Origin of the sequence: Streptomyces sp. NBRC 110028 (genome assembly GCF_001417735.1) — a bacterium.
In the GTDB taxonomy this organism is placed as follows: Bacteria; Actinomycetota; Actinomycetes; order Streptomycetales; family Streptomycetaceae; genus Streptomyces.
In genome coordinates this window covers 571,190-587,563 of the sequence record NZ_BBUZ01000025.1, presented here as the reverse complement: position 1 = coordinate 587,563, position 16,374 = coordinate 571,190, and the positions used below count along the sequence as shown (strand labels likewise).

8 protein-coding genes and 1 pseudogene (1 of these 9 running past the window's edge) are annotated in these 16,374 nt (G+C 74.1%); 3 read left to right on the top strand and 6 right to left on the bottom strand.

The annotated features are described in order from the left end of the window. Positions 1-117: 117 nt before the first annotated feature. The 3 genes and pseudogenes from ASC60_RS14790 to ASC60_RS14780 form a co-directional block, all read left to right on the top strand. The gene (locus ASC60_RS14790; protein ID WP_055550838.1) at positions 118-894 is read left to right on the top strand and encodes an SDR family oxidoreductase; all 777 of its coding nucleotides are present in this window, start codon (positions 118-120) and stop codon (positions 892-894) included. Positions 895-1,023: 129 nt separating this feature from the next. After that, positions 1,024-1,683: a hypothetical protein gene (locus ASC60_RS14785; protein WP_055550836.1), complete on the top strand. Its 660-nt coding sequence runs from the start codon at positions 1,024-1,026 to the stop codon at positions 1,681-1,683. After that, a pseudogene (locus ASC60_RS14780) lies at positions 1,676-2,023 on the top strand (glycosyltransferase family 2 protein); the annotation flags it as partial. The gene ASC60_RS14785 and the pseudogene ASC60_RS14780, both read left to right, overlap by 8 nt. Positions 2,024-2,039: 16 nt before the next feature. On the opposite strand, the gene ASC60_RS14775 reads toward ASC60_RS14780, so the two are convergent. The 6 genes from ASC60_RS14775 to ASC60_RS14750 form a co-directional block, all read right to left on the bottom strand. Beyond that, positions 2,040-3,743 (bottom strand): ATP-binding cassette domain-containing protein, encoded by a 1,704-nt coding sequence (locus tag ASC60_RS14775; protein ID WP_055550834.1) that lies wholly within the window; start codon positions 3,741-3,743, stop codon positions 2,040-2,042. Positions 3,744-4,063: 320 nt separating this feature from the next. Next, positions 4,064-5,287: an RICIN domain-containing protein gene (locus ASC60_RS14770; protein WP_159043269.1), complete on the bottom strand. Its 1,224-nt coding sequence runs from the start codon at positions 5,285-5,287 to the stop codon at positions 4,064-4,066. A gap of 102 nt (positions 5,288-5,389) precedes the next feature. After that, entirely contained in the window at positions 5,390-9,193 is a 3,804-nt protein-coding gene (locus tag ASC60_RS14765; protein WP_055550830.1) for a hypothetical protein, read from the bottom strand. A 316-nt stretch (positions 9,194-9,509) separates the two neighbouring features. Beyond that, positions 9,510-10,478 (bottom strand): type VII secretion system-associated protein, encoded by a 969-nt coding sequence (locus ASC60_RS14760; protein WP_079038401.1) that lies wholly within the window; start codon positions 10,476-10,478, stop codon positions 9,510-9,512. A 369-nt stretch (positions 10,479-10,847) separates the two neighbouring features. Continuing rightward, positions 10,848-11,597, bottom strand: a complete 750-nt coding sequence (locus tag ASC60_RS14755; protein ID WP_063787133.1) for a type VII secretion system-associated protein — start codon at positions 11,595-11,597, stop codon at positions 10,848-10,850. Between the two features lie 198 nt (positions 11,598-11,795). Further along, positions 11,796-16,374 carry the final stretch of a lonely Cys domain-containing protein gene (locus ASC60_RS14750; RefSeq protein WP_267892795.1) on the bottom strand. 67,850 nt of this gene lie beyond the right edge of the window, so the window shows 4,579 of its 72,429 coding nt (coding positions 67,851-72,429); its start codon lies off the right edge, out of view; its stop codon occupies positions 11,796-11,798.

The following is a 16,374-nucleotide window of genomic DNA, read 5'->3' as shown; positions in this document are numbered from 1 at the left end:
CGCTTGCCTATACACGACGCACACATGTCGGCTTGGTGAGGTCCGTTTCCGGATAGGACGTTTGCCGCCATATACCCGCGCTACGCAGGCATGTGGCGTGGCGTACGCTGCGGCCCCATGAACGGACGCGAGGGTGTGCCGGTGGTGTCGAAGGTCGCCGTGGTGACGGGCGCGGGCTCCGGGATCGGCCGGGCGGTGGCGATCGAACTGAGCGAGTCGGGCTGGTCGGTGGTGCTCGCGGGGCGCCGCGAGGAGGCCCTGGCGGAGACGGCGCGGCGGGCGGGCGACGGCCCCTCGGTCCTCGCCGTGCGGGCGGATGTGACCAGGCCGGAGCAGGTGGACGCGCTGTTCGGGGCCGTACGGGACCGCTTCGGCCGGCTCGATCTGCTGTTCAACAACGCGGGCAGTTTCGGCCCGCGCGGGGTGCCGGTGGAAGATCTCCGCCACGAGGACTGGCAGGCGGTCGTGGACATCAATCTGACCGGTGCCTTCCTGTGCGCGCAGGGCGCCTTCCGGCTGATGCGTGATCAGGATCCGCAAGGCGGACGGATCATCAATAATGGCTCGATTTCCGCCCACGCTCCCCGGCCGCACAGCGTCGCGTACACCGCGACCAAGCACGCGCTGACCGGGCTGACGAAGTCGCTGTCGCTGGACGGGCGGGCGTACTCGATCGCCTGCGGCCAGATCGACATCGGCAACGCGGAGACGGAGATGACCGGGCAGATGCGGGCCGGCATCCTCCAGGCGAACGGTGAGGTGGTGGCCGAGCCGGTGATGGACGTGGCGGACGTGGCACGTACGGTGCGGCACATGGCCTCGCTGCCCCTGGAGGCGAACGTGCAGTTCGCGACGGTGCTGGCGACGGCGATGCCGTACATCGGTCGCGGCTGACGGGCGGTGGGTCGTCACCGATCGTAGATAACCTCCGGCTCGATCGAATAATGTGACTGAGCGGAAATTCACCCCAAGAGATCAGCCCCGCCCGCAGATCCGACCGCCCCACGATCGAAGAAGACCGCCGTGCGTTCTCTCCCGCTCACTCTGGTCGCCCGGCTGCTGCCCGTCGCCGTCCTCGCCGTCGCAGGCGTGGCCATGACCACCTCCGGCTCCGGCGACACGGACGACACCCGCTCCCAGGCGGCCGACGCCTCCCCGACTCCGTCCGCCGCCGCCCCGACCGGGGGCGGGGCGGGGCTCACCCCGGACGGGGGCGGGAGCGGTGACACCAGCGCGCCACCGCGCTACGCCAGGCCGCCGGCCGAGGCGTGTACCGCGCTTCCGGCCGCCACGGTCAAGGAGCTGGTGCCGGGCGCCAAGACCGGCGGCACCGAGATGAAGACCAGCGACCTCACCCGCCGTTCGGGCTGCTCCTGGCACGCCCTGGACGGCTTCGACTACCGCTGGCTGGACATCAGCTTCGACGTCACCGGGCGGGCGCCCGCGGGCTCCGGCGACCCGGTGTCCGGCCTCGGCGACAAGGCGACCGTCGAGGACAAGCTCACCAGCGACGACGACCAGCAGGTGCGCGAGGCGGTGGTGACGGTCCGCAAGGACAACGCGACCATCGTGGCCACCTACAACGGCGGCGACTTCGAGAGCCACAAGGCCCCCTCGTCCAAGGAGATACGCGACGGCGCGATCAGCGCCGCGAAGAATGCGCTCTCCGCGCTCGACGAATGACGCCTGGCGGGCGCTCGACGCGGGATGGAAGGTGCTCTACGTCCCCGAACTGCTCCTCCAGCACCCCCGCACCTCCCCCGCCCGGCACGCGGTCTACCACCGGATGACCGCCCGCAACCGGGTCTGGCTCGCCCGCCGCCACCTCCCGCTGCCCCTGGTCCCCGTCTACCTCGGCACCTGGACCCTCCTCACCCTCGCCCGCACCCGCGCCCTCGACGGGCTGCGGGCCTGGGCGGGCGGCTTCCTGGAGGGCGTCCGCACCCCGTGCGGCACCCGGCGGCCCATGCGGTGGCGCACGGTGTGGCGGATGACCAGGCTGGGCCGCCCGCCGGTGATCTGAGACGCCCTCCCTCCCCTCAGCCTGTCTCCGACGTCTCCGACGTCTCCGGTGCGTCCGCCGGCTCCGGCGCCTCCAGCAGGTCGCGCACCTCCTCCGCCGACGTCTCCCGCAGCTCCTCGCCGACGAGCAGCCAGCGGGTGATGCCGACCGACGCGAGGAACGGCAGGTCGTGGCCGGCGATCAGCAGCGCGCCCCGGTAGGAGGCGAGCGCGCCGGTCAGCCGGCGCACGCTCGCCAGGTCGAGGTTGTTGGTGGGCTCGTCCAGCATCAGCAGCTGCGGGGCCGGGGCAGCGAGCAGGGTGGCCGCGAGGGCGGCCCGGAAACGCTCACCGCCGGAGAGGGTGCCCGCGGGCTGTTCGGCGCGCGCCCCCTTGAACAGGAACCGGGCGAGCTGGGAGCGGATGTGGTTGTCGCTGACGCCGGGCGCCAGACGGGCCACGTTCGCCGCGACGCTCAGCTCGTCGTCCAGCACGTCCAGGCGCTGCGGCAGGAACCGCAGCGGTACGAAGGCCCTGGCCTCGCCGGACAGCGGGGTCAGCTCCCCGGCCAGGGTGCGCAACAGCGTCGTCTTCCCGGCGCCGTTGCGGCCGACGAGCGCGATGCGTTCGGGGCCGTGCACCCGGAGGTCGGCGCCGCGCAACCGGCCGAAGCGGGGGCGCAGCGCGCTGAGGCTGAGCACGGTGCGGCCCGCGGGGACGGCGGTGTGGGGCAGGTCCACCCGGATCTCGGCGTCCTCACGGACTGCGGCCGCGGCCTCCTCGCGCCGCTCGCGCGCCTCCCGCAGCCGGTCCTCGTGCAGCCCTCGGAGCCGGTCCCCCGACTCCTGCGCGGACCGCTTGCGCTCCCCCGCGACGATGCGCGGGGCCCGCCGCTGGGCGTCCATCTTCTTGCTGTGCCGCTCCCGGCGGGCCACCTTGACCCGGGCCTCCTCCAGTTCGCGCTTCTGGCGGCGTACGTCCGCCTCGGCGCCCCGCAGCGTCCGCCCGGCCGCCTCCTGCTGGACGGCCAGCGCCTCCTGGTACGCGGACCAGCCGCCCCCGTACCAGCTCACCGACCCGGACCGCAGCTCGGCGATGCGGTCGACCCGCTCCAGCAGGTCCCGGTCATGGCTGACGACGATCAGCACACCAGAGCGCCAGGAGTCGACCGCCTCGTAGAGCCTGCGGCGCGCGAACAGGTCGAGGTTGTTGGTGGGCTCGTCGAGCAGCAGCACATCGGGGCGCTCCAGCAGCAGCGCGGCCAGCCGCAGCAGCACGGTCTCCCCGCCGGACATCTCGCCGACCGTGCGGTCCAGGCCGAGGCCGTCGAGCCCGAGGGAGCCGAGCGTCGCCAGCGCCCGTTCCTCGACGTCCCAGTCGTCGCCGACCGTCTCGAAGTGTTCCGTGCCGACGTCCCCGGATTCGATGGCGCGCAGCGCGGCCCGCCGCTCGGCGATGCCCAGCGCCCGGTCGACGCGGAGCGTCGTGTCGAGGGTGATGTTCTGCGGCAGATGGGCGAGGCCGCCGGTGACGGTCACCGAGCCGCGCGCGGGCCGCAGTTGACCGGCCAGCAGCCGCAGCAAGGTGGACTTGCCGGTGCCGTTCGTGCCGACGAGCCCGGTGCGGCCCCGGCCGACGGTCAGGGAGAGCCCGTCGAAGAGCGTGGTGCCGTCCGGCCACTGGAAGGTCAGGTCCGAGCAGGTCACGGCGGCGCCGGGCGTGGGCGTGGTGGGATGGGCCATGGTGATCTCGCAGTCGTCAGCGCTGGGATGGGGGCTTCGTATGCGAGCACCACGCGGCGGCCGAGCCGGGAGGGGCGAGGGAGTGCGGGGCCTGTCGGGGTGAGGGACGGCTCATGCACCGAGGTCGCATCCACGCGTACGGCAACGCCGTACCGCGTGATGATCGCGAACCTCAGATGCGCAACGTCCACCTCTATCGGAGACAACAGGACGCGACAACTGTACCGCGACCGGCGACCTCGGGCATGTGTTTTGCACGCGACCGGGCCCCCTCCGCCCTGCGGCGGAGGGGGCCCGGCGGCGCCTGCGAGTGGCCGTCCTCAGATGATCCACTCGTGGTTGCGGTCGGACCTGCACGGCCCGATGGCCAGCTTGGCGGAGGGGTCAGTGGAGCCCCGGTCCGCCTTGATCGCCAGGCACATCTGGTTGCTGGCGTAGTTGTGGATCCACCACGTCTTGCTGCCCCGCTGCTCCAGCCACCACAACTGGTTGTCCTTGGTGGTGCCGTCGCAGTGGTACTCCGTGACCTCGTCCCCGTGCTCGGCACCGCCGTAATACGGCAGGTCCATGCAGAGGCCGTCCTTGACGTTGCGGATCTGGAAGAGGTTGGCGGAGGCGGGCCCCTTGTCCTTGTACCGCACCTCGAAGTTCCAGAGCTGGTTGTCCGCGCTCGTGCCGTCGCAGTAGTACTGCTGGATCTTACCGTCCACCTCACCCTTGCCGTAGCCGGGGATGTCGGCGCACCTACCGGTGACCGCGTTCCTGAGCAGGACGTTCTTCTTGTTGGAGTAGTCGATCAGGGCCATGGCCCGCTTCGGCGAGGCCTTCTTGCTCTTCTTGGGAGCAGGAGCGGGCTTCTTCTCCTCCTTCTGCTTCTCCGTCACGCTCGGGCTCGGCTTCGCCGCCGGGCTCTTCGGGGCCTTGGACTTGTCCTCGGGCGTGGGCTTGGGCCTGTCGGGCGACTTGGGCGCGTAGACCCCGGGGGCCTTGTCCTCGTCGTTCGCCGGCATGGTGTGGGCCGACGCCTTCCGGGCCAGCGCCGCCGGCTCGCTGTCGTCCTTGCTGTTGTTGGTGCCGGCGACCAGGAACGGTATGGCGATCAGCAGCGCACCGCCGATCCCCGCCGCGGCCAGCAGCGCCTTGGTCGGACGGCCGGACGGCGGCTTGTCCCCGCCTTCCCCGCCATCGCTCTCGGACGTGCTGCCCGGGGGGTTGCCGCCCGCGGCGGCCACCAGCGAGCCGACATCGCCCTCGCGGTGCTCGTCGCTCCGCTTGGCGGAGGACGAGGCCGCCTCGGACGACGCGTCGCCCGATGAGGTCTTCATCGTAGCCGTCACCGTCGCGGCGGAAACCGTTTCGGGCTCGGCGGCCCTCTTCGGTTCGTCGCCCTCCACGGGCTCGGCGGCCGTCTTGGAGCCGACGGGCCCGGTGACCTTCGTGCTCTCCTTGGTCCCGTTCGCCTCCTCGGCCTTGTTCACCTCCTGGGTTTCCTTCGCGTCCTTACGCGCCGCCCGGGGACGGAGCGCGGATTCCGGATCGGCCACCGTGCCAGGCATGCTGACGGCACGGCGCACCGTGGGGCCTACGGGCCCCGAGCTGTCCTGATGAGGCATCAAGTCTCCGATTCTGTAGTGCTGGACCGGCGGTCAGGATGCCGCCGACCGGTCTGCGGCGCGCCCCAGCGGACCGTGGCACAACTCCGGCCAGCTGAACGGCCCCGGCGCCACCTGTTGGGCGCCCAGCGCCTGCTCCAGCCGGCCGAGTGCGGCCCGGTCTTCGGCGTCGAGCCCGGCGCCGTGCGGGGGCTGTGCGTTCGGCGTGGTGAGAGGGACCTCGCGCAGCAGGATCAGTGGTGCTCCGTCCTCCTCGCGGACATCGAGCACCCGCAGCACCGTGCCCGGGGAGAACACCACCTCGTCCCGGGCCGGGCCCGCCCCCGGCCGGTCGGTCAGCTGGCGCACCCGCCGCCCGGTGACCGACCAGATCGCGTACCGCGCGCCGCGCGGGCGCGGCGCGCCGGTCGCGAGTGGCAGCGCGCACACCGGCGCCGGATCCCGCAGCAGGTCCCCGGGCGCCGGGACGTCGCCGAGGTCCTCCGCCTCGGCGCCGCGCAACGCCACACCGCGGTAGGAGGGCAGTCGGCGCAGCCCCGAGGTGAGGCAGGCGGCGTACGGCAGCAGCGGCTTGTCGGCGTCGCGGAGCGCACGGGCCAGTTCGGCGTGGCCCAACGGGCCTTCCTTGGTGTGCAGATACAGGTGCACCGCGATCAGGTCAGCGCGGGCCGCCTCCTGTTCCTGCCCGCGCAGCGCGGGCAGCCTGGTGAGCATACGGCCCACGGCGGTCCCGTGCCGGTCCCACACCGTGTCCGCGAGCGCCCGGAACATGCCGCGTTCGGCCTCGGTACTGACGTGGCCGGGCTGAAACGGCACCGGTGCCAACGGCGCTGCCACCCGCCGCGCCGGTGGCTCCGGCTCCGGGTCCGGCTCCGGCTCCGGGTCGGGGTCGGGCTCCGGCTCCGGGTCCGGCTGGGTGGGTTCGGCGGGTTCGGGCTCGGTGGCCCGGGGTTCGGTGGGCTCGGCTTCGGTGGGCTCGGCCCGCTTCTCGTCCGGATCGCCGGAGCCCGAGGACACGCTCATCATCGGCGGACGCGCCGGAGCGGGCGGCGGCTCGGGCACGTCCCCGGCGGGTTCCGGCTCCGGCTCCGGTTCCGGCCCGGGAGCGGACGTGACGGACGGCGGCGTGCCGGGCGCCGGACGCCCGTCGGACGCCGCGTCCGTGCCCGGCCCCGGATCCGCACCGGGCTCCGGGGGCGTACCCGAGGCGGTGTCCGCGCCGGGGGACGGGGCGGGGCCGGACTCCGACGGTGTGTCAGGCACCGGGAACCAACCGGCCGCGGCCCAGGAGTCGGCGCCGAACCGCGGGCCCGGTTCCGGGTTCGCGCCGGGGGACGCAGGCCGGCCGGTCGCTGGCCGTCCACCGGTTCCCGAGGGTTCGGGCCCGGGCCCCTTACGGGGCGCCGGGGAAGTGCCGGACGCCGGAGCCGGATCGGTCGCGGACCCCGCACCGTCCGTCGGGCGCGTCCCGGCGGCGGGTGGCGCACCGGGGGCCGGCGGTACGTCGCCCTGCGGCGGAGTCGTGCCGGGCGCGGGCACCGGAGCGGGCGCGTCCGGGCCGGGCCCCGGAGCCAGGTCCGCATGAGGCGGCGTCGGCGTGCCGGGGGCCGAGGGCGCGCCGACGGCCGGCGGCGGGCCGGCCGGGTCCTGCCCGGACCCCGCACCGGGTGCCGGGGGTGTGGCGTCGGACGCCGGATTCACGCGAGGGGACGAGGGCGTGCCCGGCACCGGGCGGGTGCCCCACCGGTCGGGGGCCGGGGGCATGCCGCCGGGCGGCGGAGGTGCCCCGGGCTCGGGGCGCGGGCCGGGCCCACCCGGGCCGGGACGCGGCGCCCCAGGCGCGCGCGGCCCCGAGGGCGCGTCGGCCGGCGGGCGCGGGCCGGCCTCCGGGCGCCCACCAGGCGCCGGGGGCGGGCCGGTCACGGGGCGCGGACCGGGCCCCAGCCTCGGCCCGGGGCTCAGGCCCGCACCATGCGGCAGCGGCCCGCCCGGCACCGGGCGGTCGCCGGGCGCCGGGGGCACGCTGCCGGGCGGGCGGGAGCCGGGGGCCGACGAGCCGTCGCCAGCCGCGCGCGGGAACGGAGGAGGAGGCGTACCGCCCGCCGGGCGCGGGCCGGGACCCGGGTGCGGTCCACGTCGCGGGCCGGTGCCGGGCGCCGGGCGGCTGCCGGGCTGTAGGGGTGCGCCGGGGCTCGGGCGGGTACCGGGTGCCGAGCCCGTGGCGGTGGCCGGGCTCGCGGCCGCGGCGGCCGAACCGGTTGCGGGGGCCGCGGCGGCCAGGCCGGGGCCGGGAGGTGCGGGCGCGCCGGCGGCCGGGGTGGGGTGGGTGCCCGTTGTGGGGCGGGCGACCGGGGGCGGGGTGGTGCCGGGCGCCGGGCGGGGGGCTGGGGCGGGGGCCGGCCGGGGGGTGAAGCGGAGGGTCCGGACGCCGTGCCGCGCCGCGATCGCGCGCAGTTCGCGGCCGCCGTCCGCGGCCGTGCCGTGTACGTACAGCCGCGCCCGGCCGCGCACATCGGCCCCCAGCCGCTCGAAGAGCCGGGTGAGGTCGGGCCACAGCGACGGGTCCAGCTCCTCGCCGGGGCGGCCGACCTCGATGGCCGGGCCCTCGGCGTCCACCGCACGGGTCGAGGTGGACGGCGCCTGGCCGTCGCGTTCGGTGATCCACAGGCCCGCCCGGGTCACCATCGCCTGCCAGCGGTCGGAGAGCCGTACGATGCCGTGCTCGACGTTGCCGGGGCCCGGCAGCGGCGGGCTCCAGCGGAGCAGGCGCGGGGCCGGGGTGGCTTCGCCCTCGGGGGTCGGGGCGCACACCACGGCGTCCACGAAGGGCCGCCACCGCGGGTTGCCGTCGGCACCGATGAGCATCGCCCGTGCGGTGCCACGGTCCGCGGGGCCGCTGGGCGCCAGGAGCGGCAGACCCGTGTAGACCACGATCTCGGTGTTGAGCGTCTCGGCGGCCAGCTGCCCCGTGCGCAGGATGTCCCGGGGGCTCCCGGGGGCGAGGCGGACCCGGGACCACAGGGACGCGGGCAGGGACGACAGCACCTCGCCGATGTCGGACGCCGAGACGTCCCCGCCCTCGGGGACGCCGACCAGAACGGTGGGCCCCCGGGGGTCGGCCGGCACCGAGTAGCACAGGTCGCCGCGCTGCGGCGCGGTGGCGTGGGGGGAGCGGGCCAGCAGCCCCGCCGGGATCTGCTCGACGACACATCCGCTGTCGGTCCGCTGCGGCACCTGCTCGACGCCGGGCTGCCACGCGGGGGCGGGCTGACGCGCGCCCAGGGCCACCGGCTGGACGCCCGGCGAGAAGCTCCACCAGCCCCTGCGCCGCGGCGGGTCGGGCTGGACGAACAGCGACCCGCCGGGGACGATCTGGACCTCGCCGTCCGGGGCGATCACCTCCAGCTCCCACCCGTCGGCGACCCTGCGGGCCACGGACGGCCGGTCCGGCCGGTCCTCCCCCGCGCCGGACATGACGAGCCGTACGGTGCCGGTGCCCGCCTCGCGCAGCGAGTCGAACACCTCGGCCAGGCGCTCCCAGAACTCTTCCGCCGACGTGCCGTCCCCGCCCGCCGCGCCGGTCACGACGGTGGCGATGCCCGCCTCGGCCCCCATCGTGTCGACGAGTTCGTCCACGGTCGTCTGACTGATCGTGGTGTCCCGGGCCGAGCGAAGCAAGATGAGCGCGCCGTACTCCTCGGCGAGCAGCAGCTCGTCCGGCTCGGCTTCGGTGGCCTCGCCGCCGAAGCCACCGGTCGGGGCTGGGGCGGGGGCGGCGGCGCGCCGTGCCTTGCCGCGACCGCCGAACCACCGCGACCGGCCACCGGAACGGGTCACGTCGTCTCTCCTTCGCACCTGGGTGTGTCACTCAAGCCGTTGTCACCTGGTGGCCGATGGGCTGAAGTGGCCCGCCATACCAGGGGGCTTGGAGTGTACGCAGTAAATATGGCAAACAGGTGTTTCTGTCCAGCCATGGGCCGCAGAACTAGGCTTTCCACTCGTGGTCGGCCACCGCACGGCCGGTGCCGGTGCCGGTGAGGACGGTGCCGACCGCCGCCGCGCTGCCCCGGGGCTGGTTCTTCGACGCGGTCGGCTCACCGTCCCGTCGGCGGACGACACCGCCACCATGCGCCGGCGGCGTCGTCCGCCTCGGTCACCCGCTCTCGCCCTCGCCGGAGTCGGGAAGGTCCACGTCGGTGACGCGCTTGCGGCGGGCCGCCGTCTTACGGGCCGCCGTCTTGCGGGGCGCCGCCGTACCGTTCGCCGCCGCGGTGTCCGTCGCCGCCTCGCCCGCCGTCGTCCCGTCCTCCGCCGGGCCGTCCTCCGCCGGGCCGTCCTCCGCCGTGGCCGGTTCGCCGGCCCCCGGTGCGGTGCCCTCGCGGGGCACCACCGACGGCCACTCGACCCCGGACTCCTCGTCCCCGGCCTCCCCGTCGGGCGCCTCGGCCGCGGCGGCCATGATGTCCGCCAGGCCGTCCGTGGTCATCACCATGCTGACCGGGGCGGAACTGTTGATGCACAGGCTGTGCCCCTCCGGAAGCCGCTCCAGGAACGCGGGCACCCGCACCCGCTCGAACCCCAGGCGTCCGGCCGCGTGCAGATAGCGGGGCGAGGTGTAGATGGGGACGACCGCCGTGCCGTCCGGCGCCGACGCGCTCACCGGTTCGCCGTTCGCCGTGACCAGCACCGCGACCTCCGCCTTGGCCAGCGCGGCGGTGACGTCCTCCGCCGGACCGTAGCCGGTCGTGGCGAGCTGGATGGCGGCGTCCACGTCGTCCTCGGGCTCGGGCCAGCCGAGCGCTTCCGGCGAGGGCTGGTAGTTCTCGTTGTCCTGCCACTCCACGATCTCGCCGTCGTCATCGGAGCGCCACTGGCCCACCACGGCCCAGTCCGGCGGCGGGCCTTCGCCCTGCCAGGCGGGGTCGGTCAGGTAGAGCCAGTGGTTCGGCGCCAGCTTGGCGGCCTTGACGAACTCATCCGGCGGTTCCGGAACTTCGGTCTCGTCGGACGCCCCGGGGGCGGGTGCCGGGGTCTCGGCGGTCGGCTCGAAGTCCGCGAAACCGGTTGACGGCTCGCCCGATTCGGATGGGGTGACCGCGGCGGAAGCGCCGTTGTCGCTCATGCTGTCCTCGCTTACTGGGCCGACTGGCTCACTGCTGGTAATGCTCGGCATGGTCGGTGATGCGGGCGCACCCGTGCGGGATTGCCCGGTGTGCTCCCGCTCCGTTCCCCGGGGCGCCTCGCGCCCCTCCACTGCCCGGCTCACCCGCAACTCGCTCACCGGGACGAGTCGGGCCACCGGGGCGGAGGAGCTGAGGAACACCAGTTCCCGATCCTCGGACAAGCGATCGAGGAGATCGGGTACCCGCATCATCACATGAGCGGGCGGCCCCTCGTCCACCACCTGAGGTGTTCTTGAGACTACGGCCGCCGCCGGATGGCCCCGATCGCGGGGGCGGAGGTAAGGGCACGGACGCGTTCCCTCGCCCCGTCACCACCCCGTCGCCGCCGGCCCCCCGTCCGCGGCCTCCGCCTCGTACCGGTCCACCTCGGCCTTGCCCTCCCGCAGGGCGCTCGCCGTGACGAGCTGCCCCACCGGGGCCGAGGAGCTGAGGAACAGGATCTCCTTCCCCTCGGGCAGCCGGTCCAGCAGATCGGGTACGGACATCACCTCGTGCGCGGGCAGCTTGTCGTCCTCCAACTCCGGCGAGGGGGAGAAAACGGGCACCGCGGGGGTCCCGTCGGGGGCCTCGGTGACCGCCGGTTCGCCCCCCTCGTCGACACACACGGCCACTTCGGCGTCCGCGAGCACCAGGGCGAACAGCTCCTGTGAGCCGTAGCCGGTGGCGACGAGCTGTACGGCGGCGTCCGCGGGGCTGACCGGGCGGGCCCAGCCGTGCGCGTCGGGTGAGGGCCGGTACTCGGTGTTCTCCTCCCACTCGACGATCTCGCCCCGCTCATCACTGCGCCAGCGCCCGAGGATCGCCCAGGACGGCGGAGGCTCGTCCTCGTCGCCGTCCCAGTGCCGGTCGATGATGGACAGCCAGTGGTCGGGGGCCGTCCTGGCGGCCTTGACGTAGTCCCCGGGCGGCTCGCGGAAGCCGGATTCGCCCTTGAGTACCGCGTTCGGGCCGCCCTGCTTCCCGGAAGCACTCGAACTCCCGCCACCGGATTCGCCCGTGGCCGGTGGCTCCGGAGTGGTGTCGTGCCCGTCGTCCGGAGTACCGGAAGAACTGGTCATGGGGAGAACTCCATCGGTGTACGTGGTGCGGAAATCTGGATCAGTTGTCGGTCGTCCGGGCGGGGAGCGGCGGCCTTTCGGCCTGCGGGTTCCCGGCGACAGGCGCGTGCGGCACATCATGACGGCCGCCGGCCTCCGGAAGCCGCATCGAGGTCGGTGTCCGGGGCACGGAGGGCTTGACGTCACGGCTCCGTCCGGTCATATCCCTCCCAGCCAATTCCCCTCCTCCCACAGTGCCACCTCGAACTCCGCCATCGCCGCTTCCAGCTCCGGGAAGACCGCGGACACCTCCCCGCCCTCCAACCAGGCCCGCCGCAGCCGCGACAGGCTCTCGGACACGGCGCGCAGGCGGGCCACGGCCTCCGGCAGGTCGGAGCTGTCGCTCGCGAGGAGGTCGTCGATCTCCGTTTGCAGGCTGCCGAGACCGCGCGCCAGGATGCGCCTGGCGCTGGGGGTGGGCGCTGTGGCGGCCCGCTTGACGGCCGGGACCAACACCTTCAGAGCCTCCCAGCGCGCTTCGAGCCTGCGGGCCTCCTCGACCGCCTCCACCCGGGGCCCAGTGGCGGCGGGCCCCTGCGACAGCGTCGGGTTGTAGCCCATGGCCGTCGTGAACTCCCTCGCCACGAGGGGAACGGTGAGGCCGTTCAGCGGCGCTGAGGGGGGACGGTAGACCGCGGCGCGCGCTTCGAAGAAAATGAGCTGGTTGTCCTCGTCGACACCGAAAGCTCCCATGCCGAAGTCCACGTCCAGATCCCCGGTGTGCAGGGGGAAACCGGGCGGCGGCGAGAGGAGGTCCTTCTTGAACTCGCCCTCTCCCCTGCCGTACACGATCGACCGCAGCCAGTCGGCCTGGGTGGGGCCCTCGTTCAGGTTGTTGTCCTTGTCCTCGTAGGGATTCCGGAACACCCGGTCCCCCGGGGCGTGCCCGAGCGCGCGCAGGAGGTCCGGGATCTCCTGGCCCGGCCGGCTGAGCAGCAGGAGGTCGACGTCCGCGCGTTCCTCGTCGGTGAGCAGCTTGTCGCGCACGGCGCAGAAGTCGCTGCGGGACATCAGGCGGAAGGCCGCGGCCACATGGCGCCGTATCAGCCGGTCCTTCACTGGTCCGTTGGCCCTCCCCGCTCGCTCCAGGTACAGGACGATCAGTCGCGTGAATTCAACGGCGCGGGCCGCCGGGGGCCGGCCGTGTTCCCCGGCGAAGAACCTCTCGACCCGGGACACCTTCCGCCGCACCCCCTCCGCCTCCGCGGCCGGGTACAGATCGGCGATGGCGGTGGCGAGGTCGTCGAGGCCGACACCGTAGGTGGCCTGGAGCGTTGCCCGGAGCCTGAGGTCGTTGGCCGTAACGGTCTCGTCCCGCTCCAGGGTGAGGCCCGCCCGGTCCGGCGCTCCTCCCAGCAGGCCGGACAGCGTGAACCGGTGATCCGGGTCGGTCCGGGCCAGGGTCCGCATCCGCACGACGAGCGCGATGATCTCGCGGAGGGCGTTCTCGGTCTGTCCGAAGTCGGACGCCGGGTCCAGCACGAATTCCAGGTCGGAGCGGGTGTACGGCGGATCGTCGGGGGTGTCGGTCTCCAGCCGCCAGCCGTTGCCGCGGGCGAGCACCACGCCCCGGGCGTAGAAGGGCACCGTGGCACCGAGTTCCAGCTCGATGCCGAACTTCGCCCGCATGGAAGGTGAGTGGCGCGGTGGCTCCGGCCGCGCGGCGACGTCGTCCGGGGCCTCGACCGTGGGAGCGTCGGCCGGCGCGGAGGAGGTCCGGCCGGCCGCCGGCGTGGCCGGCTGCCCGGCCGCTTTGTCCGGCCTCTCCCAGCGGGTCTGTACCCACTTGCCCCGTTTCCCGTCGCCGTCCCTCCGGTGCGCCGCGATGCGCAAGCGTTCCGAGGCATCGGTCCCCACCACGTCGAGGGGCGCCGTATAGCTGTAGGCGAACCGCCCGGTGCGGTAGGAGTACGCCTGTGACACCGGGCGCTGCCGCCCGCCTCCGGGACCGGTGGTGAGGAAGACGGCCGGGGTCTTCACCGGGATCGCGTAGAACCTCGTCATGAGGTCCGTCAGGGCGAGGAACTCCCCCTCGGACACCGGTACGGGGCCGAGTCCGGGCAGGTGCAGCACCATGCCCCCGGCCTGGTCCGTATCGGTGACCAGCAGGATGGGCATGTCCGTCTGCTGCGCCCGCCACATGGGCTGGTACGGCCTGGTCGTTCCGCCGGACTCGGTGGCGACCTCGTCCACGCTCTCCCATGTGATGCCGTTCGGTGCCGGCCTGCCACTCCAGTTGACGCCCCGCAGGGTCTCGCCGCCCGCGTCGGGCGCCGTGTTCTTCAGCAGGATGGAATCGTCGAACGCGCCGTTCTCCTCCAGGTGGTACGCGGCCAGCACATCGGCGTCCGACACCCGCGCGCCGCGGGCGGCGGCCCTGGCCGTCACCCGCCACAGCTCCTGGGCGTTCGGCGCCTCCCACGGGGTGCCGGGCGCCAGGTGGAGCACCTTGCGGCCCAGCTCCTCCACCTCCGGCGGCGGCAGGGCGAGGCGCTGGGACGCGGCGACGCCCGCCCACAGGGCCCGCGCGACCTGCCGGGGACCCACCGGGGCGGAGTCGTCCAGCTTCAGCACGGCCCGTACGTGCGCGTCACCATCCTTCGCCATCCGGTCGAGGGAGTACACCAGGGCGGGGTCGGGGTCCGGGGTGAGCCGGGCGTCCGGCCGGTCGGCCAGCCGGGCGCGGGCGTCGTCGAGCACGGCCAGATAGTCGGCCCGGCTCGGGGCGAACCCACCGGCCCGGCGGGCGAGGAACGTCCACAGGCCCAGGCGGAAGGGCGTCAGCCCGCTCAGCTCGGGGTCGTTCGCGCGCATCCGCTCCAGCGCGCCGATCCCCCGCAACGCCGTGAGGTACTCCGCCCGGTCGTCCTCGATGCCCTTGCCGAGCATCCTCCGCAGTGCCCGCACCAGCCGCAGCGTGGTCGCGCGGGTCTCCGGTGACACGGGCTCCGGGCCGGTGTGCAACTCCGCGTCCCGCGCCAGAGCGTCCAGTTCGTGGTCCAACGGCTCGGGGCGGGCGGTGACCCGGCGTGTGACGGTACCGCCGGGTGCCTCGGACAGGACACGGTTCTGGGGGTTCAGGCCAGTGGGCCTGGTGGGCGCATCCGTGTCACACCGGCTTTCGTTGGCGGTGTACTGGAAGAGCGGCACGTCCTCCAGCGGATCGTCGACGTGCGGAGCCGGCTGAAGCACGGAGACGGGCTGCTTCGGGTCGCCGTCCGTCCCGCTCCAGCAGACCTCCAGGCTTATACGGTGCCCCTTGGGCAGCCGGCGCACCTCCGGCAGCCCGCCGATGTACCGACCGGCGTCCTGCTTGCCCAGCCATACCGTCCGGCCATCGCGGAGGACCAGTTCGAGCCCGCCCAGCGTCCCGTGGCCCGCGTAGACGTAACACGCCGGGTCCGGAGTGATCTCTTCGGTACTGACGACCCGTTCGACGCCACCGGCCGGTGCGACGTGCGCGATCCGCCGCATCCGGCGGTACGTCCGGAACAGGCGCTCACGACGCCGCAGATCTTCCGGCACGGAGATCCGGCCGAAGTGCTCGTGATCATCGGAGAGCAGCGGCCGGGTGTACACATCGCTGTCCCGGAACGTCGTCCCGTCCAGCGCCGTCCACTCACGATCCTCGTACGGCTCCCGTACGGCGGGCGCGTCGAACGGCACCCAGCCGCCGTGCGGCAGATCCGGGTCGCGGTCGACGATGACGGGGCGGTGCCCGCCCGCCGCCGCGTCGGGCTCCAGCCGGGCCGCACCGCTGGGTCCCCACACCTTCCGCCGCAGCCGGTCCTCCACCTCCTCCAGCATCTCCTGGTACTGGTCCCCCGCCTCCGACAGGACCAGCACCACCGGTACGTCCGCGGGCAGCGCCGCCAGCTCCGGATCGGCCGCCAGCACATCGGCCAGCCCCCGCTTGTCCAGCACCCGGCCGTCGGGAAGAAGCATCCGCCCGTTCTCGCCCTCGGCCCAGATGACATACGCCGAATCCGGCCACGGCGCGTCCTCCTCCGACACCACCACCGGGGAGGCGCCGGGCCGGGTCTCGATCAGCCGCACCTTCCCGGGCAGCAGCCGGCTCACGGGCTTCCCCGTGAAGTTGCGCCCCTGCGGCGTGCCGGACGGGCCCGTCAGCACCGTCCGCGACGACAGAAGGGGGTCGTTCGGACCGGTGAAGCTCCCCGACACGGGCGGAGGCGGCGGCGCCTTCACCGTGAGCGGTGGCGCGGAGGGCCCCTGCGGCGGCGGGAAGAGAGCCGTCTCCTCCGGCTGCGCCGAGTAGCCGCCGCCCGGGACCCAGGCGCGCGGGGCGTGGTGGCGGGGGGTCAGGGCGAACCGGGACAACTCCAGATCCATCCCGACCGAGCCCGCCGCCGAGACCAGCAGGAACGGCAGGGCCATGGGCAGCGGCGGCTCGGGCCGGGCGTTGGCGGTGAAGTACGAGCTGATCGAGGATCGCAGGTCGCTCCAGGTCAGCGGGGGCCGGCCCGCCCTGGTCAGCTCCAGGGCCCAGAACCCCCTGAGCAGCGCCCCGAACGCCGCCAGGTCGTTCTCCAGCATCGGCCCGTAGACCAGCCGGATCGCCCGCACCCACCGCAGCACATCCGGGGCGCGGCCCCGGTCGCCGGTCAGCTCCTCGGCCATCCTGCCCAGTTCGGCCGTACTCGGCTCGGGCCGGAAACCCACCCACCAGTCACCCTCGGCGAGCTGGAAGCGCGACGGCGCGTCCCCGGCAGCCGGA

Coding starts and splice junctions, on each gene's coding strand:
- ASC60_RS14790 (WP_055550838.1), top strand. CDS start 118: ATGAACGGACGCGAGGGTGTGCCGGTGGTGTCGAAGGTCGCCGTGGTG.
- ASC60_RS14775 (WP_055550834.1), bottom strand. CDS start 3,743: ATGGCCCATCCCACCACGCCCACGCCCGGCGCCGCCGTGACCTGCTCG.
- ASC60_RS14760 (WP_079038401.1), bottom strand. CDS start 10,478: ATGAGCGACAACGGCGCTTCCGCCGCGGTCACCCCATCCGAATCGGGC.
- ASC60_RS14755 (WP_063787133.1), bottom strand. CDS start 11,597: ATGACCAGTTCTTCCGGTACTCCGGACGACGGGCACGACACCACTCCG.